16 protein-coding genes and 1 pseudogene are annotated in these 20,989 nt (G+C 68.3%); 7 read left to right on the plus strand and 10 right to left on the minus strand.

The window, feature by feature from the left end:
• Positions 1 to 1,628: pseudogene (locus ABD210_RS24775) on the plus strand (hypothetical protein); the annotation flags it as partial.
• 73 nt (positions 1,629 to 1,701) lie between these two features.
• Here ABD210_RS24775 and ABD210_RS24780 read toward each other — a convergent pair.
• From ABD210_RS24780 to ABD210_RS24790, 3 genes are all read right to left on the minus strand, one after another.
• Positions 1,702 to 2,385, minus strand: a complete 684-nt coding sequence (locus tag ABD210_RS24780) for a hypothetical protein (protein ID WP_344114491.1) — start codon at positions 2,383 to 2,385, stop codon at positions 1,702 to 1,704.
• Between the two features lie 63 nt (positions 2,386 to 2,448).
• Positions 2,449 to 3,159 carry a hypothetical protein gene (locus ABD210_RS24785; RefSeq protein WP_344114492.1) on the minus strand — a complete coding sequence of 237 codons (711 nt, stop codon included), beginning with the start codon at positions 3,157 to 3,159 and terminating at the stop codon, positions 2,449 to 2,451.
• Positions 3,156 to 3,611: an RNA polymerase sigma factor gene (locus ABD210_RS24790; protein ID WP_425552729.1), complete on the minus strand. Its 456-nt coding sequence runs from the start codon at positions 3,609 to 3,611 to the stop codon at positions 3,156 to 3,158. Before ABD210_RS24790 ends, ABD210_RS24785 begins: the two co-directional genes overlap by 4 nt.
• 161 nt (positions 3,612 to 3,772) lie before the next feature.
• Between ABD210_RS24790 and ABD210_RS24795 the strand changes: the two genes are divergently transcribed.
• Both ABD210_RS24795 and ABD210_RS24800 read left to right on the plus strand, forming a co-directional pair.
• Positions 3,773 to 5,296, plus strand: coding sequence for a TldD/PmbA family protein (locus ABD210_RS24795; RefSeq protein ID WP_344114493.1), 1,524 nt, complete (start codon positions 3,773 to 3,775; stop codon positions 5,294 to 5,296).
• Positions 5,293 to 6,702 carry a metallopeptidase TldD-related protein gene (locus tag ABD210_RS24800; protein WP_344114494.1) on the plus strand — a complete coding sequence of 470 codons (1,410 nt, stop codon included), beginning with the start codon at positions 5,293 to 5,295 and terminating at the stop codon, positions 6,700 to 6,702. The genes ABD210_RS24795 and ABD210_RS24800 overlap by 4 nt, the downstream gene beginning before the upstream one ends.
• Before the next feature lie 4 nt (positions 6,703 to 6,706).
• On the opposite strand, the gene ABD210_RS24805 is transcribed toward ABD210_RS24800, so the two are convergent.
• Complete coding sequence (locus tag ABD210_RS24805; protein ID WP_344114495.1) at positions 6,707 to 7,381, minus strand: class I SAM-dependent methyltransferase; 675 nt, start codon at positions 7,379 to 7,381, stop codon at positions 6,707 to 6,709.
• Between the two features lie 453 nt (positions 7,382 to 7,834).
• Between ABD210_RS24805 and ABD210_RS24810 the strand changes: the two genes are divergently transcribed.
• Positions 7,835 to 9,619, plus strand: coding sequence for an SCO7613 C-terminal domain-containing membrane protein (locus ABD210_RS24810; RefSeq protein WP_344114496.1), 1,785 nt, complete (start codon positions 7,835 to 7,837; stop codon positions 9,617 to 9,619).
• 68 nt (positions 9,620 to 9,687) lie between these two features.
• On the plus strand, positions 9,688 to 11,259 hold the full coding sequence (locus ABD210_RS24815) for a PfkB family carbohydrate kinase (protein WP_344114497.1): 1,572 nt from the start codon (positions 9,688 to 9,690) through the stop codon (positions 11,257 to 11,259).
• A 4-nt stretch (positions 11,260 to 11,263) separates the two neighbouring features.
• Here ABD210_RS24815 and ABD210_RS24820 read toward each other — a convergent pair whose 3' ends face one another.
• Positions 11,264 to 12,175 carry a Mom family adenine methylcarbamoylation protein gene (locus ABD210_RS24820; RefSeq protein WP_344114498.1) on the minus strand — a complete coding sequence of 304 codons (912 nt, stop codon included), beginning with the start codon at positions 12,173 to 12,175 and terminating at the stop codon, positions 11,264 to 11,266.
• A 362-nt stretch (positions 12,176 to 12,537) separates the two neighbouring features.
• On the opposite strand from ABD210_RS24820, the gene ABD210_RS24825 reads away from it, so the two are divergent.
• Both ABD210_RS24825 and ABD210_RS24830 read left to right on the plus strand, forming a co-directional pair.
• Positions 12,538 to 12,675, plus strand: a complete 138-nt coding sequence (locus tag ABD210_RS24825; RefSeq protein ID WP_344114499.1) for a hypothetical protein — start codon at positions 12,538 to 12,540, stop codon at positions 12,673 to 12,675.
• A gap of 72 nt (positions 12,676 to 12,747) precedes the next feature.
• Positions 12,748 to 14,142, plus strand: coding sequence for an amidase (locus ABD210_RS24830; protein ID WP_344114500.1), 1,395 nt, complete (start codon positions 12,748 to 12,750; stop codon positions 14,140 to 14,142).
• Here ABD210_RS24830 and ABD210_RS24835 read toward each other — a convergent pair whose 3' ends face one another.
• The 5 genes from ABD210_RS24835 to ABD210_RS24855 are packed head-to-tail and all read right to left on the minus strand — an operon-like array spanning position 14,143 to position 20,761.
• Positions 14,143 to 15,891: an IucA/IucC family protein gene (locus ABD210_RS24835; protein ID WP_344114501.1), complete on the minus strand. Its 1,749-nt coding sequence runs from the start codon at positions 15,889 to 15,891 to the stop codon at positions 14,143 to 14,145.
• On the minus strand, positions 15,888 to 17,180 hold the full coding sequence (locus ABD210_RS24840) for a lysine N(6)-hydroxylase/L-ornithine N(5)-oxygenase family protein (RefSeq protein ID WP_344114502.1): 1,293 nt from the start codon (positions 17,178 to 17,180) through the stop codon (positions 15,888 to 15,890). Before ABD210_RS24840 ends, ABD210_RS24835 begins: the two co-directional genes overlap by 4 nt.
• A 1-nt stretch (position 17,181) precedes the next feature.
• The gene (locus tag ABD210_RS24845; RefSeq protein WP_344114503.1) at positions 17,182 to 17,712 is read right to left on the minus strand and encodes a GNAT family N-acetyltransferase; all 531 of its coding nucleotides are present in this window, start codon (positions 17,710 to 17,712) and stop codon (positions 17,182 to 17,184) included.
• 11 nt (positions 17,713 to 17,723) lie between these two features.
• The gene (locus ABD210_RS24850) at positions 17,724 to 19,361 is read right to left on the minus strand and encodes an IucA/IucC family protein (protein WP_344114504.1); all 1,638 of its coding nucleotides are present in this window, start codon (positions 19,359 to 19,361) and stop codon (positions 17,724 to 17,726) included.
• On the minus strand, positions 19,358 to 20,761 hold the full coding sequence (locus ABD210_RS24855; RefSeq protein WP_344114505.1) for a pyridoxal phosphate-dependent decarboxylase family protein: 1,404 nt from the start codon (positions 20,759 to 20,761) through the stop codon (positions 19,358 to 19,360). The genes ABD210_RS24850 and ABD210_RS24855 overlap by 4 nt, the downstream gene beginning before the upstream one ends.
• Positions 20,762 to 20,989: the final 228 nt, after the last annotated feature.

Genomic DNA, 20,989 nt, shown 5'->3' on the forward strand with positions numbered 1-20,989 from the left:
ACCCGGCCTTCGCCCACCAGTTGCTCGACATCGCCCAACACCTCACCACCCGCCACCACCCCACCGGCGACGACAGCGCCGACGGCGCCGACGACAGCACCGGCGACAGCACCGGCGACGACGGCACCGGCGGCGACAGCGGCGACGGCACCGACCCGGCCGGGGCCGAGGCGCGCACCGGGCCCGCGGCGCGCACCGGGCCTGCGGCGTCGGCCGGGCCCGAGGCGTCGGCCGAGAGCGGCTCGGCTCAGTGCGCGCAGACCGATCAGGCCGGTGCCGGCACGCCCACCGAGGACGACCTCGGGCCGGTCGCCGACCCGGCGCCGACGGGTGTCCCGAGCCCGACCGACGGGATCCGGCCGGACGCGGGAGCCGGAGCAGGTGACGCCCCGGGCGCAGAGGACGCGACCCCGCAGCCGGACCACGGCCCCGGCGTCGGCCTCGCCGCGCAGGCCGGCAGCGGCCCCGGCGTCGGCCTCGCCGCGCAGGCCGGCAGCGGACCCGGCGTCGGCCTCGCCGCGCAGGCCGGCAGGGGACCCGGCGTCGGCGTCGCCGCGCAGGCCGACAGTGAACCCGGCGCCGGAGCGGCCCCGCAGCCGGGCAGCGGACCCGGCGTCGGCGCGCGGCCGGCCGATGCGCCCGGCACCACCGGCGACACCCCACGGGCAACTGACACCGCGGACGCGGACGACACCACCGACCCGGGTGACATCGCGGACGCGCCTGACACCGCCGACCCGGGTAACACCGCGAACACGCCTGACACCGCCGACCCGGGTGACACCGCCGCCGCGCGGGCCGACGATCTGCGGGTCGACGAGGTGACCCGGGACGGGCAACCAGCCACCGAGTTGTTCCTGGCCGACGAACCCGGCCCGCACACCGAAGCCGACCGCGACACCCCCCACCCCAGCCACCCCGCCCACCCACTCGACCCACCCCCACCACGCCGCACCGGGACCGGCACCGTCGAACAGATCGTCTACGGGCTGGAGACCGCCGCGCGCCAGGACCTGGCCGCGAAACTGGCCGCGATCAAACACGCCGCCGACACCAACACCACCACCAGCAGCAGCAGCAGCGGCGGTGGTGGTGGTGGTGGTGGTGGTGGTGGTGGGTCCGGTGGGCGTAGACCCGGGCGGATCAAGCTGTATGTCCACATCACCGACGAGACCCTGCTCGCCGGTGCCGGAACCGCGCGCGTCGAAGCCTTCGGACCCGTGTTCGCCGCCAAGCTCGCCGAACTGCTCGGCCACGACCGCATCACCGTCCAGCCCGTGATCGACCTGAACGACCACGTCAGCGTCAACGCCTACGAAATCCCGCACCGGATCCGGGAACGCATCAAACTCACCTACCCGGTCGAGCAGTTCCCCTACGGCACCCTCGAAACCACCACCAGCACCGACCTCGACCACGTCATCCCGTTCGACCCGACCGGACCCCCGGGACAAACCAGCACCAAGAACCTGCGACCCCAAGGCCGCCTCAGCCACCGCATCAAAACCCACGGCGGCTGGAAAGTCCGCACCCTCGACAACCACGCCCTCGAATGGACCACCAAACACGGCTACAAATTCCGCGTCGACCACACCGGCACCCACCCCATCAACGACGACCCGACCTGACCTGACGGAAATGTCTCACCCTGCATCGACGATTCCAGGATGCGGCACAGGAGTTGCGAAGGCCGGAGTACGTTCACTCGACGTCGACGAGTTCCCATGGGCGGCGCTTGGGGATCAAGCGGACGGCGAGCCATGCGGCTACTGCTCCGAGGGCGAACCCGGGGATCATCCAGCGCCAGCCGGAGAGCGCTCCCTGCTCGGCCTTGACCGTGTCCGCCGCCTGGCCGACGGGTTGCGGCGCGGGCCTCTCAACCTGGGCGGAGGGATCGCTCTGCGGCATGCTGGTCGGACCGCCGCCGCCGAAGAAGTTGTCGTCATTGCCGATCAGGCCGAGCATGTCGAGCAACTTGGTCAGCTGGATCGAATCCGTCGCGCGATGCCAGACCGGCTGTTCGGGCAGCTTGCCGGAGCCGGTCACGTCCTGCGTGGTCGCGATCCACGGACCACCCGGCGCGTCGGGGTAGATGATGTCCAACCGCCAGACCATCATGTCGTGGATCAGCCAGGTCGCCCGGACGAAGTTGCCGGACTGATGGTCCTCACCTGCGGACGGCTTGTCATTGCTGCTGTTCTCGATCAGCCCTTGCAATTTGGCATAGTTCGCGTCTTCGTAGCCTGCGGCAACGACCTTCGGAATGCTGGGCGCGCTCAGCAACACGCTGGTCGGCCCGCCGGCATGCGCCGGCACCACCCCGCTCGCGGCCACCGCCACGACGGCGGCAGACATCATGACGGTACGACGGAACCAGTGGGACATGGCGGCTCTCCTCAGCTGCTCGACTACCCCTGGTACACCGCCACCACCACAGCGGTTCCCGTTCTACCGAATCGCAGAGAGCGCGATCTCGGTCGCCCGGCCCTTGTCCGGCACACCCTCCAGCCGGAACGTGACCCCGCCCCGCAGCCAGACCAGCGTCGGCCCGGCAACGCGCTCTGTGCGCTCGACCCCGTCCTTGCCCACCAGCACCAGCTCATGCGGCCCTTTGAACCAGTACCCGTCGATGGACTCCACAAATTCCAAGCTGGTGTAGTACTTCTTCACATACAACGGTGACAGCCTCCCCTGGAACTGCTCGAGCCGCACAGTGCCGCCGCCCGACGTTTCCCAGCTCATCGCGACCACGCCGTTGGTCACCGCGATCTCTTTACGAGATCCCAGCGCGGATGGCACCACCGGCCCGAACCCAGCGCGCCGGCTAGCCTCCTCCAAGCTCAACCCGTCTCCGGCTGCCGGCGGCGCAGGCGCGGTGCTAGGCCCAGTCCCGACCGGCCGAGCCTCGACTCCCCCGATGTTGAGCCACTCAGCCACTGCAGCCCGCACCGGCGGAGCCAGGGCCGCCCCGACAACAAGCAGAGCGAGCAGAGCCACCAGGGCTCGCCACCGACTTCGAACCACCTCAGCCAGAGTCCGGCGTACCGGCTGGTCTGCAACAGCCTCCAGTACTGCGGTCGCAAGTCCGTCAGCGACAGGAGGTACTACGGCAGAGCGCCCGAGCGCGCGGAGTTCGTCAGCAAGCTGCTCGTCGGTCATCGCTGCACCTCCTTGTCGGGTAGTTGCGTGCGCAGTCGCCCTAGCGCACGGTGTAGCCGCGACTTGACCGTGCCGCGTGGCCAGCCGAGCACCGCGGCGGTCTCTTGCTCGTCGAACTCCAGCAGGTACCTACACGTCACCACTAGCCGGTAATGCTCGGGCAGAGCGCGCACCGCTCCAAGCAGCTCACGCCGCCGCTCACCGAGAGCGGCCTCATCAGCCGGGTCCAGCACAGCCTCCGGCAATGCGGCCAGCTCCTCGCGGCGCGTACGGCGGCTACGCGAGCGCTGCAGGTTGCGTGTCTCGTTCGCCACGATGCGCAGCAGCCACGGCCGGAAGGCAGAGCCGTCTCGGAAGCCGGCCAGCGCGCGGTACGCCTTCACGAGCGACTCCTGCACCACGTCGTCCGCCTCGGGGCCTGCGCCGAGGAAAACCGCCGTCCTTTTCGCCACCGGCGCATGCCGCAGTACCAGCTCGGCGTACGCAGCGGACTCACCGCCGCGAACACGAGCCAGGATCGCCGCCTCATCGCTCCCGCTGATTCCGCCTCCTGTCCCGGTCTCATTGTGTCTACACCGCAGCCCACCGCCCGGTTCCGCGATGTCATAAGGTCATGGGCGTGCCAGAAGTCGATGCTTCTTTCCAAGCCCTGCCCCGACACGAGCTCGCCGACGCCGCGCTGCAGCGGGCCAAGGATCTCGGCGCGACGTACGCCGAGTTCCGGCTGGAGCGGGTCCGGTCCGAATCCATCTCACTGCGCGACGGCGCACTGGAGAGCGCGCACGACGACGAGGACCTCGGTCTGGCCGTCCGCGTGATCCATGACGGGACGTGGGGCTTCGCGGCCGGCGTCGCGCTCACCACGGACGAGGCGGTCCGGGTCGCCGAGCAGGCAGTCAACATGGCGCAGGTGTCGCGGCCGATCAACAGTGAGCCGATCGAGCTCGCCGAGGAGCCCGTGTACGACGACGTCAGCTGGGTGTCGGCATACGAGACCGACCCGTTCAGCCTGCCGCGCGCGGAGAAGGTTGCCCTCCTCACCGACTACAGCCGGCGGCTGCTCTCGGCCGAGGGCGTCTCCCACGTCACCGCGTTCGTCCACTCGGTGAACGAGTGCAAGTTCTACTCCAACTCCGAAGGCACCTCGACCACCCAGCAGCGGGTCCGCATCGGTCCGCAGCTGCAGGCGATCGCGGTCGACACCGAGACCGGCCGGTTCGACTCGATGCGTACCTGCGCGCCGCCCGCCGGTCGGGGCTGGGAGTACATGACCGGCACCGGCTGGAACTGGGACGAGGAGCTCGCCCAGATCCCCGGCTGGCTGGCGGAGAAGATGGCCGCCCCCAGCGTCGAGGCCGGAACGTACGACGTGGTGATCGACCCGACCAACCTCTGGCTCACCATCCACGAGTCGATCGGCCACGCCACCGAACTGGATCGCGCCCTCGGCTACGAGGCCAACTACGCCGGCACCAGCTTCGCCACCATCGACAAGCTCGGCACCCTGAAATACGGTTCGCCCATCATGCACGTCACTGGCGACCGCACGGCCGATCACGGCCTCTCGACGGTCGGGTACGACGACGAGGGGGTCGCCGGCCAGCAGTGGGATCTCGTCAAGGACGGCATCCTTGTCGGCTACCAGCTGGACCGCCGGATGGCCCAGGTGAACCAGGAAGTCCTCGGCACCAACCGCTCCAACGGTTGCGCCTACGCCGACTCCCCCGGCCACATCCCGATCCAGCGGATGGCCAACGTGTCGCTGCGGCCCGCGGCCAACGGACCCACCACCGAGGAGCTGATCAGCCGGGTGAAGAACGGGATCTACATCGTCGGCGACAAGTCCTGGTCGATCGACATGCAGCGGTACAACTTCCAGTTCACCGGCCAGAGGTTCTACAAGATCACCGACGGCAAGCTCGACGGCCAGCTTCGCGACGTCGCGTACCAGGCCACCACGACCGACTTCTGGGGGTCGATGGAGGCCGTCGGCGGACCTCAGACCTATGTGCTCGGCGGCGCCCTCAACTGCGGCAAGGCCCAGCCCGCCCAGTCCGGCGCCGTCACCCACGGCTGCCCGTCCGCCCTGTTCCGCGAAGTACGCATCCTCAACACGACGCAGGAGGCCGGCCGGTGACGACCGCCATTCAGCTGAGCCCACAGGACACCGTTGAGCGCGCGCTCGAGCTGGCCGCGGCCGAAGGCGCCGCGGGCTGTGTCGTCCTCGTCGCCGAGACCTCCAGCGCGAACCTGCGCTGGGCCAACAACACGCTGACCACCAACGGTGCGATGCGCGGCTCCAGCGTGACCGTCATCGCCACGGTCGGCGCCGGCGAGGGCACCGCCGCGGGCGTGGTGGGACGGTCCTCGACCACCGACGATTCACTCCGCGAGATCGTCTCGGCGGCAGTCGCCGTCGCCCGCGAATCCGGCCCCGCCGAGGACGCACGCCCACTCGTCGACGGCACCGTCGGGCCGGGCTGGGACGAAGAACCGGACGAAACCTCCGTCAACGTCTACGAGCACTTCGCCCCGGCCCTCGGCGAGGCGCTCAACAAGGCCGGCAAGGAGAACCGCTGGCTCTACGGCTTCGCCGATCATGAAGTCGTCACCCTGTACGTCGGGTCGTCGACGGGACTGCGATTGCGCCAGGCCCTGCCGCGGGGATTCGTCACCGCCACGGGCAAGTCGGCTGACCTGAGCCAGTCGGCGTGGGCGGGCGCCGCCACTCGCGACTTCACCGACATCGACCCGCTCGCGATCGACACCGAACTCACCCGGCGGCTCGGCTGGGCCACCCGGACGGTCTCGGTGGAAGCCGGGCGGCACCCGACCGTGCTGCCGCCCGCCGCGGTCGCTGACCTCATGTCGCACATGTACTGGAAGCTCGACGGACGAGACGCGCACGAGGGCCGCAGCGTGTTCTCCAAGCCGTCCGGTGGTTCCCGGATCGGCGAGACGCTGTCACCCCAGCCGGTCAGATTCTGTTCGGACCCGCACCTGGCAGGGTTGGAGACCTTCCCCTTCATGGTGGCCCGGTCCTCCGGCGGCTCGTGGAGCGTGTTCGACAACGGCCTCACGCTGGGCGCGACCGACTGGATCCGCGGCGGCAAGCTCGAGACCCTGATGACCAGCCGGTACACGGCCGAACTGACCGGCGCACCGGCTGTCACCCCGGCAATCGACAACTACGTCCTGTCGGTCGACGGCGCGACCGGTTCCGTCGACGACCTGGTCGCGGGACTCGACCACGGTCTGCTGCTGACCTGCCTGTGGTACATCCGGATCGTGGAGCCGCAGACCCTGCTGCTGACGGGTCTGACCCGCGACGGCGTCTACCTGGTCGAGAACGGCGAGGTGACGGGTGCCGTGAACAACTTCCGCTTCAACGAGAGCCCGGTCGACCTGCTCGGCCGCTTCACCGCGGCCGGCGCGACCGTCCCGTCGTTCTCCCGCGAATGGGGTGACGAGTTCTCCCGTACTGCGACCCCGCCGCTGCTCATCCCCGACTTCAACATGTCCACCACCAGCCAGGCCAGCTGACCGGTCAGCTGGTCGGGGCCGGCTTTGCCTGGGTGACTCGCCACAGCCGGCGGGGTTCGGGGCCTTCTTCGTAGGCGTCGGCCCCGCCGAGTTCCCAGCGCTCGGCCAGCTCGTGCACCAGGTCGAGGTCGAAGAAGCGGCCGGCGAATCCGTCACGCGCGTACAGCCCGTCGCTGATCTCGCTGCATTTCCCGTAGCCCGGGTCGGCGGTGGACCAGACGGAATAGACGAAGAGCCCACCGGGCCGCAGTACGCGGCGGATCTCGTTCACCAAAGAGCGAAGTTCGGCGCGGGAGAAGGCCATGTTGAGCAGCAGATTGGCGTAGACCGCGCCGACCGTGGCGTCCGCCGGTGGCAGCGGATCGCGTACGTCGTGCAGCGCTGCCGTGACTCGATCGTCCAGACCTCCGCGCTGCGCATCCAGCCTGAGCTGGCTCAGAGCGGATTCGCTGAAGTCAGTCGCGTGCACGCTGAACCCTTGCCTGGCAAGGTAAAGCGCGTCCCTGCCCTGCCCGGCGCCCAGCTCCAGCACATCATCGATGCCGGCGGCACCGAACAGCCGGACGGTCCAGCGGGCCGCCGCCGACGGCTCCGCGCCGTGCAGTCGAGGGTTCCCCTCGTAGGCGGTCTGCCATCTCTCCTGTTGAGCCCTTGCGAGCTCGACGTGTCCAGTCTTCATCTTGCTCCCCGTGGTCGCCTCGCCAGTCTGGACGACCGGCAGACCCGAAGCAGCCTACGCGACGATTTGAGTAGACGTACTCAGGCGGCAGCCGGTTCCGGCTCGGATAGTGAACAACACCACCCGAGGAGGACGACGATGAACGCTCACTCCACGCAACTGCGCTGCCCTGTCTGCCAAACAGACCTACTACTCACCGTCGCCCCCACACCACACGCCGCCACCACACTAGTTGCCCCCAGCCCGCTTCCTTCCCTCCCGACCCCAGCAGGCAACGACACCAAGCCACCGCTCCACAGCCCCCAACCCGTTCCCGTCACACCGCCTGCCCCACGAGCCCTGCCCGCTACGCCGCCTCCGCCTCCGCCTCCGCCTCAGCCCAGGCAGCAGGCGCGCAGGCAGCCCAGGCCGCATCACCATCTGAGTCCGCAGGCAACGCTGCTCGGTCTTGGGGTGCTTCTGCTGCTGGCGGCCGGTGTCACCTTCCTGGCTGTGACGTGGGACAGCCTGCCGGTCTCCATGCAGGCCGCGATCATGGCGACTCTCGCGGCACTTGCCCTGGCCGGCGCCGTACACGCCAGCAAGAACAAGCTCGCCGGCACTGCTGAGGCTGTCGCGATCCTCGGCTGCGGCCTGCTCCTCGTGGACCTCTTCGGAGCCCGCGAACTCGGCCTGATCCCGCGCTCGGCCATCGACGACCTCACGTACGCCGGTGTCTCGTTCGCGGTGGTTGCCGCGATCAACCTGATGATGTCCCGGATCGCCGGGAAGGTGCTCACCTTCGGCCTGACTGCCGTCATCGCGGGTCAACTCCCGCTCTCCCTCTTCATGGTGGACCGCGTCGGCATCGCCGTGTTCTTGCTTGGCCTGCTCGCCCAGGTCATCGTCACCTTGTTCTGGACTTCCAAGGGCACCCGACTGATCAGGATCACGGGCGCGATCTGCTCCGGCCTGTTCCTGGGGATCATCCTCGCCGTCGGCGCCGTCCGGGTCTTCTTGGCCCTGGTCGCCCGCCACTCGACTGACCTCGGTGGAGTCGGGACAGCGCTCTCTCCGGTTCTCGCGACCACCGGCGTGGTCTGCCTAGCCGCCGTGGCCGGAGTGGTTCTCCCGCGCAAGATAGCGCTCCCTAGGTCTCTCCCGCCTGCTCTCGTCGAATCCTGCTGCACCACCGCGGCGGCGTTCACCGTCGCCACCTGCCTGCCGCAACTACCCGAGGTCGGCCGCTGGGTGACCACCGGCGCGGCTACCGCTCTGGGACTCGCCATACTGCTGCGAACCCGCCGTACGGGCCTGGTGACTTTACTGCTGGCGATCTCGGCCACAGTCGTTGCCTCAGTCAACATTCTCGTCTGCGCCTTCCTAACCGATGTCGTCCAGCTGGGCCTGATCTCGGCAATCGGCTCGGCACTCATCCTGATCGCCGGCTGGCGCAAGCGAATGAGCTCGATGGCCGCCTCCGCGTTCTCGAGCCTCGCCGCCCAACTCGCGATCCTGCTGGTCACCGCGGACGGATTCTTCAGCCTGTGGACCGGGGCGATCACCCTCGCCGTCGTCGGCGCCTGCTCGATCGCCTACGCGTGCGCATCCGTCGGCCTGCCCCGAGAGCGCGCTCTCTTCGCTACCGCCACCACAGCTGTCGTCCTCGCCGAACTGGTCGTCGTCATGGTCTCGCCCAACACCGGTACAGGAGTGGTGCTGACGATCGCCGCCGCCCCATTGGTCGCCTACGGCATGCAGCCGGGCCGACGCGAGGCCCTCCTGTTCGCCGGCTTCCTGCTGGCATTCGCGAACACGGCCTTCGTCGTCGGCGCGGGCGCCGACACTCTCGAGTGGTTCACCCTGCCGCCCGCGGCAGTGATGCTCGCGATCGGGCTGCTCAGCTGGCGCGACCAGCCGAGCTGGGTCTACCTCGGCCCCGGCCTGCTAGTCGGACTCACCCCCTCGGCACTAGTTGCTAACAGCAACGACGACTGGATGCGGCTGACGTTCGTGGTGGCCGCCGCGGTGGCGATCATGGTGATCGGCGCCCGTTTCTCCCTCCAGGCGCCCTTCGTCATCGGCGCCACCGTCCTCGCCAAGGTCGGCCTCTGGCAGTTCCTGGAGGTCGCCCCACTCATCCCCCGCTGGATCACCCTCGGCGCAGCAGGCGCCATCCTGCTGGCCGTCGGCGCCACCTACGAGCGGCGCCTCAACGAGGCCCGCCAGGCCGCCCGCTGGATCACGGCACTCCGCTAGCCTTTTGCTGCCCCCCGCTTGACCTCATACTGGGCCTTCCCGGATGTCTACCAGGACGGGGGGGGCGAATGGCCGACCGCGATTGGGACTCGCCTGACGCCTTGGTGCTGATCAATGTCCTGGAGAAGATGCGGGCGCGCGACGGGCTCACCCTCGCCCGCCTCCAGGACGGCCGGAACGGTGTCTCGGCGCCGCTGCTGGGGCTGGCCGCGACCAGGCGGTATGCGACGGTGCACAACGTCGAGCTAGGCCCCGCCGCGCTCGAGGTCGTCGGACAGTGTGTGCGGTTCACGATGAGCGGCACCGACCAGATCGTCGCCGATGCGATCCTCGCCCTCGGGCTCTTCGCCGACGTCTACTCCCAGCACGGCCTCGACAGCCGGGTCGTCCAGGCCCTGTCCGCCGACTCGCTCGGTCGCCGCCGCAACGCACTGCTCGTCCACTGGCGACGCTTGCACGAGTCGATGGGCCACAGCCCCGGCGAGCCACCCAGCGACCGCGCTCTCCGCGGTACGACGGAACGCGAGGTACTACGCGAGCTGGCCCGGCAACTCATCCGGCGTGAGGTCTACTCGGTCGGCTCGAAGAGCGTGGTGATGCCGACCCCGGGCGAGAACACAGCGAACAGCACCCCGGCCCTACCCAAAGGCAAGGTCATCGTGGTCGGCGGTGCTGTCATGGATGCCACCTTCCGCACCAAGAACCTGCCGGCCAGGGAGACCTCGAGCGAGGCGTACGGCTTCGATCTGTCCCCCGGCGGCAAGGGCCTGACTCAGGCGGTCGCCGCGGCTCGGCTCGGTCTGGACGTGTCGCTGATCGCGGCGGTGGCCGACGACCGGTTCGGGCAGGAGATCATCCACTACCTGCGCGACGAGGGCGTCGACACCTCGCTGATCAAGATCGTGCACGAGGCCCGGACCCCGTTCACCGGCGTCATCGAGATGGAACTCGGCGACAGCATCGCGGTGAACTGGCGAAACCAGATGGAGGTCCGGCTCGACGTGCGCGACGTCGATCAGCGTTCGCACGAGCTCACCAACTGCGACGCGGTGCTGGTGACGTTCGAGATCCCGCGCGAGACGGTCCAGCACACGCTCGCGCTGGTGCACGGTGAAGACGACAACCGGCCACTGATGATCGTCACTCCCGGCCAGCCGTACCCGGACGAGGGCATCTCGCGTCACTCGCTGACCCAGATCGACTACCTCGTCGCGCACGCCTGGGAGCTCGGCCGCTACGCGCCGGCCGGGCAGGAGCGGTTCGACCCGGATCCGGTCGCCCGGAATATGCTCGCCTATGGCGTCGAGACTTTGTGCATGCTGGTGAACGGCGGCTGCACGATCTATTCGGAATCCGCGCACGAGGCGTTCAGCGTGCCGACCTTCCCATCCATCTACAAGGAATCCTCGGCCGCCCGGGACGCTTTCTGCGCCGCCTTGGCCGCGAAGCTGATAGACAACGACCGGGTGTTCTCCGAGCAGGCCGCATTCTGGGCGGCCGCAGCGATGTCGTGCGCGACCGCCGATTTCCCGTTGTCGAATTCGATGCCGGATCGCAAACGGATCGAGGCGCTGCTCAGCCGTTCCAGGTTCACTGTGAAAGCAGCACCAGTAGTACCGGAACCCGACCCGCAGTACTAATACGTCAGCGGCGCAGGCGGCGTTGGTCGTCGGGAGCAACGAACTCGGTCTCGCCCCGGACCCGGCAGCAGAAGATCGTTGAGTCGAGCAACTTTGCCCGGCTCTGCTCGACGACTGCGCCGTGCCGGACCTGCAACTCGCTCAGGTTCGCCGTGCCGAAGCGTTGCCGCAACTGCCGGGGGCTCGCGTAGAGGCGGTCGACGTACAGATAAGGCCTGGCTTGGATAGACATCCAGCGGTGCCAGTTCGCCGCGCGGTAACTCGAACCGGTGAAGCCGAGATTCGGGTCGACCGCGGTGGTCAGCAGGTCGACGTCGCGGACCTCGGTGCGAAAGACGTTCCGGACCTTCGCCAGCAGGAAGGAGATCGCGTTGCTCGGGGCGACGTCGAAGGAGTAGACCCGCGAGACGTCCCAGACCCGCTCGCGCGGTACGCCGAACTGGGTCTGGAGCTGCCGGCCGACCCGCAGCCACTCCAGCGGGGAGACGCTGCACAGGCTCACCGGGAGACCGTTGACCGGGTCAACCAGGGCGAAGTTCCTCGAACCAGCCCGGGCGCTGCGCAGATAGTGCAGATGACTGAAGATGGCGGCGGCTTCGCGGGCGTCGTACTCGACGAAGCGCAGGTCCTGCAGCGGGAACTTGTTGGTCGGGATCAGCGACCGGATCCTCGCCTGGTCGGTCCGCAGACCGGCGGCGCTACGGCGTAACTCCATCTCGATCTGGCGGCGGCCGACCGTGCCGTTGAACCGCGCGACCCGGGGCAGGTGCAGCAGGGTCCGCACGGTCAGCGCACGCGGCTCCAGCCCGTTGACCAGGGCGGCATCGCGGACAAGATCGGAGAAGAGCGAATCGGGCCGACGGCAATCATCGAGCGAGAGTCGCAGAACCGTCGATTCGACGGGACTCGTGAGCACGCGAGAATGCTAGCGGACAACCGACCCGGTTCCGCACGTTTAGCCAAATTGAGACAACGTTTCGCGCCGCCCGGCCACTGCGACGAGCCGCGCTGCCAAATGGGATGACCAGGCTGCCAATTGGCAGCCTTTTCGCCAACAGGCTGCGGAACTGCCGCCGGCGACCGGCCACAAAAGCAGGAAATGTCCGTCGGGAATTGCCAGCTTTGCGCATTGACAGCCTTTTGACCTGACATTTACTGGTAGCAACAACACAGGCACCCGAAGGGACCGGCCCAATCTAGCGCGTTGCCGACAGATTACAAGTGCCCCGACCACCAGAATCCACGGAAAGAGGGAAAATCATGCCTCAGAATGAAGTTGTGGCGTCGTTAGTGGTAGTGGCCTCAGCCATCTTGATGATCTCGTTCTGGCGACAGATCCTCTTCATGTTGCTCTTCGCCGCGATCGTGGTCTTCTGCTTCGGCCTCTACAACGTCGCCTCCGCCGTGCACGGCTGAGGCGTCCGGACCCCCCACCCGGCGACCCGCCCAGGACTCCCCTGGGCGGGTTCTTTTCGTAGGCTCGTCAGAGTGAGTGCCGACGCCGCCGACCTGACTCTGGTCGAGATTCTCCCGCTGCTGGAGCGTCGACTTCTCTCCGCACGGGAACTGGTCGTCGACTGCCTGCGGCGGATCGACCTGGACGAGCCTGCCATCCGCGCCTTTGTCACCCTGACGCCGGAACTGGCGCTCGAGGCGGCGCGACGGGCCGACGCTGCGCGCGTTGCCGGTGCGGAGGTCGGTCCGCTGGCCGGTGTACCGGTCGCGATGAAGGACGTGTTCCTGACCAAGGACGTCCTGACCACAGCCGGGAGCCAGGTCCTCGCCAACTACATTCCGGCCGAGGACGCGGCAGTCTGGGAGCCCTTGTCCGCGGCGGGCGCCGGCCTTCTCGGCAAGACCACCACCCATGAGTTCGCCTACGGGACCGCCTCGTCGCCGACGGCGAATCCCTGGGACCTACGGCGTACTCCGGGTGGCTCGTCAGGTGGTTCCGCGGCTGCACTGGCCGGGCGGATGGTCCCCATCGCGACCGGGACGGATACCGGCGGCTCGCTCCGCATTCCGGCGGCCGCGTGTGGGGTCTGCACCCTGCGGAGTGCTCAGGGCCGGGTGTCTCGCTACGGTGCGATCCCGCTCAGCCCGACCTTCGACGTGGCTGGTCCGATGGCCCGGCGGATGCTCGACATCTCCGTTGTCATGCAGGTCGTGGCCGGCTTCGACTCCCGGGATCCCGGCAGCCTCAACGAGCCGGTCCCGGTCTATCCGACCGATGCACCGGCCGATCTCAGCGGCGTCAGGATCGGGTTGCCGATCGACCTCCTGTGGAAGGAGGTGGACGAGTCCATCGCGAACGTCTGCCACCAGGCGCTGCGCATCCTCGTCGATCGTGGTGCGGAGCTGGTGGAGATCGAGTCACCCCTGGTCGAGGGTGATGCACTCGACACCCTGCGGCGCGTCTTCGACACCATCAACGAGACCGAGGCACACCAGGTCCACGATGCGCTCGTGCCCCACCAACATCTCTACACTCCGCAGGTCCGCGAACGCCTCCTGAGGGGTGCCGATATCAGCTCCGAGGAGTACGAGGAGGCGTTGCAACTGCGCACCCGGTGGGCGCTGGCCTGGCGACGCACGATGTCGGTACGCCGGCTGCGAGCCATCGCCCATCCCACCATCGACGCGCCACCGCCGCTGATCGACGCGACCAAGCCGCCCCGCGGCCCGCGCATCCACTCGTCGGTCCCCTGGTCGGTCGCAGGCCTTCCCGCCCTCAGCCTGCCGGCCGGCCTGGACGACCGCTTCCTACCCGTCGGGCTCTCTCTCGCCGGCCAGCCCGAGCACGAGGCCCAACTCGTCGGACTCGGCATCGCTATCGACGAGGAACTCCAGAGCTGGCGGCAGTCGCCACCCGTCCGGACCTGATCACCAGGGGCGCGCGGGTGGGATGCCAGTCACCGAGAACATGGGGTTCGGCATGCGGCCCGTGGTCGGGACGGGTGGGCGGGTGTCTAGGTCGGCGTAGCCGCTGGTCAGGCGATAGCCGTTGAGGGGGTAGCGGGCGAAGGTCTCGCCGAGGAGCCCGGTTGCTTCGAGGCGGTCGGCGTACTGCGGGTGCTCGGCAGCGTAGAGCTCGATCTCGCCGCGGACCATGGACCACAACTTGTCCGCGGACAGCAGTTCCGCGTCCTCGAGCAGGTCGCCGAGGGGCGCGAGGACACCCAGGAAGAGCGCGTCGACGAGGTACTGCCGCAGCACGTGCCACGGTTTGCGCGGCAGCACCCGGTGGTGGCTGTCGGGTTCGATGCCGCGAGCAACGATCGGCTCGGTGGAGACGTTGAGATCGTCAACCAGATCCTTCACCACAATCCGCACCGGCAAGCCGTCGGGCGCGCAGATCACCGCGAGATTCTCGCCGTGCGGGTTCACAGTAATCCCATAGTGGTGCAGCAAATGCAACAGCGGACGCATCAGCCCAGCCAGCAGGTCAGCGACCCACGCCGCAGCCTGCACGCCCGACCGCGCGATCATCGCAGCAACCAACGGCTCCCCCGCAGCATCCTGATGCAGTACTGCGGCCAGCGCCCAAGCTGACTCCCCAGGCTTTAGGCGCGGCTCCAGCGGATCCCGCCAGATGCAGCCGAGGGTCTCCGTCCACTGGTAAGGAATGCCGGGCGCAGCGGACAACTGCGGATGCCGGACGGTCACGGATGCAACCTCGCCCAGCAGTTCCGTCCCGAGCCGGCCAAGCACCTCGTCGCGGTACCAGAGCCCGCGCAGCCACTGGGTGACCATCGGTGCGGCCAGGGTGCAATGCTCCGGGATGCCGCGATACACAGAAGTGTTCAGGATCTTCAGTGGCAGCTTCACCTGGTACCGCAGCGGCTGCGACACGTTCACCATCGTGCGGATCGACTGCGTGGGCAGGTAGTCGTCCGGCCCGTCCCCGAGTACGACGATCTCCCCGGTGGCGAGCTCGCGAGCCCACTGAGTCCGTACTACGTGGTCGAGCTGCCACGGGTGACACGGCAGCCACACATACGCGTCGGGATCGTCCAGCCGACACCGGAGCTCTTCGAGAGCACCCGAGCCCAACTCCCGCGCAACCACCGCGTGCTCCGAAAGGTCCGGCGTACCACGGAACTCGGCGAGCCCACGGCGTACGGCGAGCCAGACCAAGCGGAGCGGAGTACGGGCTTCGGGGGTGTAGCGGGCGCTGTCCGCGGCAGAGAAGCCCAAGCGGCCCTTGTTTGCCACCAGCAGCGGGTGGCCGGCCAGGTGGCCCTCCAGCTGGGTGTGGTGGAGACCGACCAGGTCAGCGTTCACCACAGCATCACCAGACAGCCGGACGTCTGCAGCCAAGGTGCTAGAGAGCTCGGCGACATAGCCGGCCACCGTGGAACCAGATAGCCCGAGCACCTCGGCGGCATCGACTAAGAACTGAACTGGGTCTGTAGCCACCTCGCTCTCGTCGTTGCCGAGAATGCCAGTCGCAGTACGCCGCACCGAGCCGGGAACCACCCGCCAGCTGCCGACGGCGCCGCGGGACGACGAGAAGGTGTATGTCGCGGCGCCGAGTTCCAGCCGGTCATCGACAGGCTGCAGCAGCTCCTCCGTGCAGAACTGCGAGATCAGCTTCGCCAGCAGCTGCGACGAGCAGTGGTTCCAGCTCATCCGGGGAGGGCGAAGCTGGTGAAGGCAGTGGACTTCGGCAGCCGGAACAGCTCGCGTCCGGCGACGCTGTTGAGGATCGTCGCGTTACGGATGGCGCCGATCCCCAGGTCAGGTGCTGCTACTCCGTGGCTGTGCAGGTCCGCGTTCGACACGAATAGCCTGCCGGTCAACGCGTCGTGTGTGCCGACGCTGTGATCCCTGTTGATCACCCAGCGCCCGGCGGCGTCCCGCCGTACAAGCGGGTCGATTGCGGACAAGAAGGGCAGCGGGCGGTTGCGGTAGCCAGTGGCAGCCACAACGGCGTCCGTCACGTGCTGGAAGGTGCGTCCGCTGTCTGTGTGTCGCAGGGTGAGCTCGATGCCGTCTGGCCGGGCCACGGCAGCTTCCACCGCTACCCCGACCTGCAGCTCGATCGGTGCCACTGCTGAGTTGCCAAGGTCGCGCTGGTAGAGCACGTCGTGGATGTCCTCCAAGGTCTCCGACGAGATCCCCTTGTAGTGCCGCCACTGCTCCTTGACCAGCCGGTCGCGCGTCGGCTCTCCCAGTGCATGGAAGTAGTCCACGTACGACGGGGTCGTCATCTCCAGCACCAACTTGGAGTAGTCCAGCGGCGTGAACGACGGCGTACGAGTCAGCCAGCTCACCCCGGGACCACCGGCGACGTTCGCCCGCAACAAGTCCAGGGCGCACTCCGCGCCGGACTGGCCCGACCCCACCACGGTGACGCGGCCAGCGCACAGCAGGTCCTCGCGGCGGAACAGGTAGTCAGCAGAGTGCAGGAATCGCTCCTCGGGCAAGCCGGCAAGCGCGGCAGGTACAGCGGGCTCGGTGCCGACGCCAAGCACCAGGTGGCGAGCCCTGAACACCTCGGTAGAGCCAGGGCGCTCGACGGTCAAGGCAAAGGCGTCACCGTCCCAAACCACGGCGGCTACGTGGTGCCCGAAGTGCAAGGACTCCAACTGCGCAGCACACCAGCGCAAGTAGGCCTCGTACTCGCGCCGCGTCGGGTGGAACTTCTCCCGCACGTAGAACTGGTACAGCCGGTCGTTGTCCCGCAGGTACGACAGGAACGACAGCGGGTGCGCCGGCTCGACCAAACTGACCAGGTCGGCCAGGAACGACACCTGCAGCATCGCGTCGTCGAACATGAGCCCGCGGTGCCACGTGAACTCGGGCCGGCTGTCCAGCACCGCCAGGTTCACCTCGTCCAGACCATGAGCTAAAGCGGCTAGCCCAAGGTTGAACGGGCCACAGCCGATCGCGATCACGTCGTACGGGTCGCTGGTCATCTCAAGCCTCCACGGTCCGCGGCCGAATCATCAGTAGTGCTGTCTTCTCGGGCAGCCGCAACTCCCCTTGGCAGACGAAACCGGCGGCGGCGAACGCGCGAACCGACGGGGTGTTCGCTGCATCCGGCTCCGCCACTACCCGGTCACACCGGGGATCAGCCCTCAGCAGGGCCTCCGCCAGGGAGCCAAGCAGTCTGCGGCCGATCCCCCTGCCGACTCGCGTGCTGTCGCCGATGGCGATGTGGACGCCCCAGTCGTGCTCCTGGCTGGCGTAGTACTCCGCCAGCCGGTCGTGCCGCACGCGGTAGAGCTCGACGTACCCGAGCTCTTCACCGTCCAGCGACGTCATGCAGGGGATGGAGTGGCCGCCCGCGACCTGCTCCTCGATCACTGCGGCCCACCGCACCGCTGACCAGTCCTGGTGCCACCACTGCCGGATGTGCGGCTGCGTCATCCACCCAGCGACCGTTGCGGCGTCCGCAGGTCCTGCCGGGCGGAGGTCGAAGCCGTTGTCGAGCTGCAGGGGTGGCACTACCTCGCACCTCACAACGAACCCAGCTGTAGCGGATTCGGGATCTCCAGATAGACCGACTGCGCGTCCAGCGGCGCCACAACCTCGTCGATCCCGCGCAGCCGTGTCATCATGTTCGCCTTGCACGGCAGGCGTTCCGCGGACAACCAGCGCTGCGCCAGGCGATCCCCGTCGGGCCCAGCAGCCTTCAGCTCGGGCAGTGCCTCAGTGAGCCGGTCGCGGACCACCGCGAGGAGCGAATCCTCATCAGCAAGTCCGTCTACCGCCAAGCACCCAACCACCGCCAAGGCCTGGTTGTGCAGCAGGTAATAGGTCAGCCGGTCGTCCACGATCGCGTCGTCAACTACGGCCAGCGCGGAGTCGGATAGCCCGGTGACCGACAGAAGACCTCGCAGGTACGACGAGGCCAGGTAGTAGCCCTGGTTGTCCCGATAAGCGCCACCTGCAACCTTGCCCACGTCATCCAGCCGGACCAGCGTGTTCTGCTGATGCGCCTCGAGCCCGATCCCGGTCTCGGCGTACAGGTGCAGCATCGGGACCAGCACCTCGTCGATGTACGACGCGACCCAGGCCGCAGGGTCGTCCGCCGCCAGGGAGCCAAGGCGACTCAGCTGTCCCGGCCGCGGCGCTACGAGCCCCGCAAGGCAGGCGTAGTCATCGACAGCAGTCGGCACCTCGCGCACGGCGACGTCCAGCCCGGTCAACGTAGGACCGCCCTCGTCCAGGGCAACCCACGCCGGGTCCCGCACGATGGAGAACCGCGGATGGGCGGTCGCAGTACCGGCGTTGTAGGCCGCATCGAGCAGCCGGTTGATCTCCAGGCCGCGGCGGAGCTCGGTGGGCGTCGACTCGCGGCGGGAGTTCGTGATGCGCAGGCCGAGCGACAGCTTCAGCATCACCGGCAGGTCCGGGTGGTAGACGGTGCGCAGGCTCGAGGTCGGGTACCACTGAGCGCCCAGGGGCCCCAGCGGCTTGACCCGTCCCTCGGCCACCAAGGCGGCTACCTGCGGCCGGCCAAGCACGGCAGCCGCCTGCCAAGGGTGCGCGGGGATCAGGACCTTCCCAGCGGCGGGTGTGATGCCGGCCAGCGCGGCCATCAACTGCAGGGCGTCCAGTCCCTGCAGTGACGGTGCACCGGCCACCTGGTCCGACGACACCAGCTCGGCGTCGGCTTCGAACCAGTGCACCGCGAAGCGACCACCGAGCTCCGGCGAGTACTCCGCCAGCTCAGCACCGCTCAACCCGTCCCGGCTCTTCGGAGCAGGGTGGTTCAGATGGCCGAACACCAAGGCCTGCTCAGCCTGGAGGAATCGACCCGGCCCACGTTCGCCGTGATCGCCGACGAACAGCGACACGTTGCGGACCGACTCAGCGGTCCGAGCCGCCAGATCTTCGATCTCGTCCGCGTCGGCACCGATCGACAGGAGCCGCACCAACTCATCGGGCGCGACCGGCGAACCGTCGAACAGGACGTCGCTGAACGCATGCAGCCCGGTCCGGGACGCGTGCAGCACCTTGGCGGTCAGAGTCGAGCCGCCGACGGTCAGCATCAGCGGATCGGCAGTGACCGGGATGGACGACTCTCGCGTGTAGCACCGGAGGATCGCGTTCAGATGAGCGGAGCTGGAGACCTCGAGCGGTGAAGTCACGCTGCCCGCCCAGCCAACACGTCGTGGCCGGTGGCAACGACCTGGTCGAGGAGTTCCTCGACATCCGTAGCGGTGGCATTCGGGTTCAGCAGGGTCAACTTCAACGCGACCGCCGCCGGCCGGCCGTTCCTGGCCGGCACCTTCGTCCTGCCGATGAGGACGCGCCCCGACGTCAGCAACCGACGCCGCACCTCACCCTGTACCGCGTCCAGTTCGGCCGCCGCCAACTCCTCCCCCGCGACCCGGAACAACACCGTGGTCAAGGTCACCGGCGCGAGCAACTCCAAGTTGCTGTCGGCAACGACCCGGGCCGCGGCCGCGTGCGCCAGCTCGTGGCAGGTGTCGAGCATCGCGCCCAGACCGGTCCGTCCATAGGCAGTCAGCGTGGTGGCGACCTTCACCGCGTCCGGCCGACGGGTTGTCTGCAGGCTGCGGCCCAGGAGCCCGTCCAGTCCTGAGTCGATGTCGTCGGCCGGGTTCAGGTAGTCCACCGATCGCCCGAAGGAGGCGAACCGGTTCCGGTCAGCTACCAGCAACATGCTCGTCGCAGCGGGCTGCCAGCCGATCTTGTGCAGATCCAGCGTGACCGAATCGGCCACCGGCAGCTCTGCCAGCAGCGGAGCCAACCGGTCCGAGAACAGCGCCCCGAACCCGTACGCCGCGTCCACGTGCAGCCAGGCGCCGTGCTGATGAGCCAGCGACGCGATCCCAGCGATCGGGTCGATCGACCCGTAGTCCGTCGTACCGGCGGTTGCCACCACGGCGATCGGAGTACGTCCGGGTCGGGCCAGTTCGGCCTCGAGCACGTCCAGTCGCATCCGAAAGTCGCTGTCCGAGGCGATCGTGACGGCCGCATCCTCGCCCAGGCCGAGCGCCGCGCAGGCTCGCTGGACGGAGAAATGGGCAAGCTCGGAGCAGAACACCATCGGCCGGTCGAGGCCATCGATACCGTGTCGGCGGACGTCGATGCCGACCTTGGCCGCAGCACTGTCTCGCGCGATCAGCACCGCAAGGAGGTTCGAGATCGAGCCGCCCGGAGTCAGGACGCCATCGGCTTCGGGACCGAACCCGGCCAGCCGGGCCAGTGCCCGCACCACCCACTGCTCGATCGCCAGGGTCGCCGGGCCGGAGTCGTAGGTGTCCATCGAGGCGTTGCTCGCCGAAGCCAGCGCATCCGCATCGACCGCGACCTGCAACACCGGCGGCTGCAAGTGCGCCGCGGCATGCGGGTGGCTGAGGTCGATCCCGTGGTTGTCGAGCAGTCCGGCGATCAGATCGAGCGCAGCGGACTCGCCGACACCGGTCGAGGGCACCCGCGCCTCGCCCAGCATCTCCGTGGTCCGCCGCAACACCTCGGCCGGCAACCCGGCCGGCAACGGCCCCCGCCCCCGATCGCGCACCGTCGACGCCAGCGGCCAGTGTGGACCGGCCCCGCAGTCGACAAGCGTTTCGTCGTAGTCCAACGGACTACGCGGTACATCGGCAGGCGGCGAGCTAGGCGCAACGAGACGCGCTGGCAGCGGCATCCAGGTCTCCCGGAAAGTTGTCGAGTAAGGTAACCCTTACTAAGGCAGACCTAACTTAAGTCCCGCACTGTTCGCCATGTCAACTCCTTCGGGTTCAGCACT

The organism is Kribbella alba (assembly GCF_039529635.1).
Classification (GTDB): Bacteria; Actinomycetota; Actinomycetes; order Propionibacteriales; family Kribbellaceae; genus Kribbella; species Kribbella alba.

Bases quoted from the DNA above. Each gene is read 5' to 3' on its own strand.
- ABD210_RS24780 (WP_344114491.1), bottom strand. From the start codon at position 2,385: ATGTCCCACTGGTTCCGTCGTACCGTCATGATGTCTGCCGCCGTCGTG.
- ABD210_RS24785 (WP_344114492.1), bottom strand. From the start codon at position 3,159: ATGACCGACGAGCAGCTTGCTGACGAACTCCGCGCGCTCGGGCGCTCT.
- ABD210_RS24795 (WP_344114493.1), top strand. From the start codon at position 3,773: ATGGGCGTGCCAGAAGTCGATGCTTCTTTCCAAGCCCTGCCCCGACAC.
- ABD210_RS24805 (WP_344114495.1), bottom strand. From the start codon at position 7,381: ATGAAGACTGGACACGTCGAGCTCGCAAGGGCTCAACAGGAGAGATGG.
- ABD210_RS24815 (WP_344114497.1), top strand. From the start codon at position 9,688: ATGGCCGACCGCGATTGGGACTCGCCTGACGCCTTGGTGCTGATCAAT.
- ABD210_RS24835 (WP_344114501.1), bottom strand. From the start codon at position 15,891: ATGAGCTGGAACCACTGCTCGTCGCAGCTGCTGGCGAAGCTGATCTCG.
- ABD210_RS24840 (WP_344114502.1), bottom strand. From the start codon at position 17,180: ATGACCAGCGACCCGTACGACGTGATCGCGATCGGCTGTGGCCCGTTC.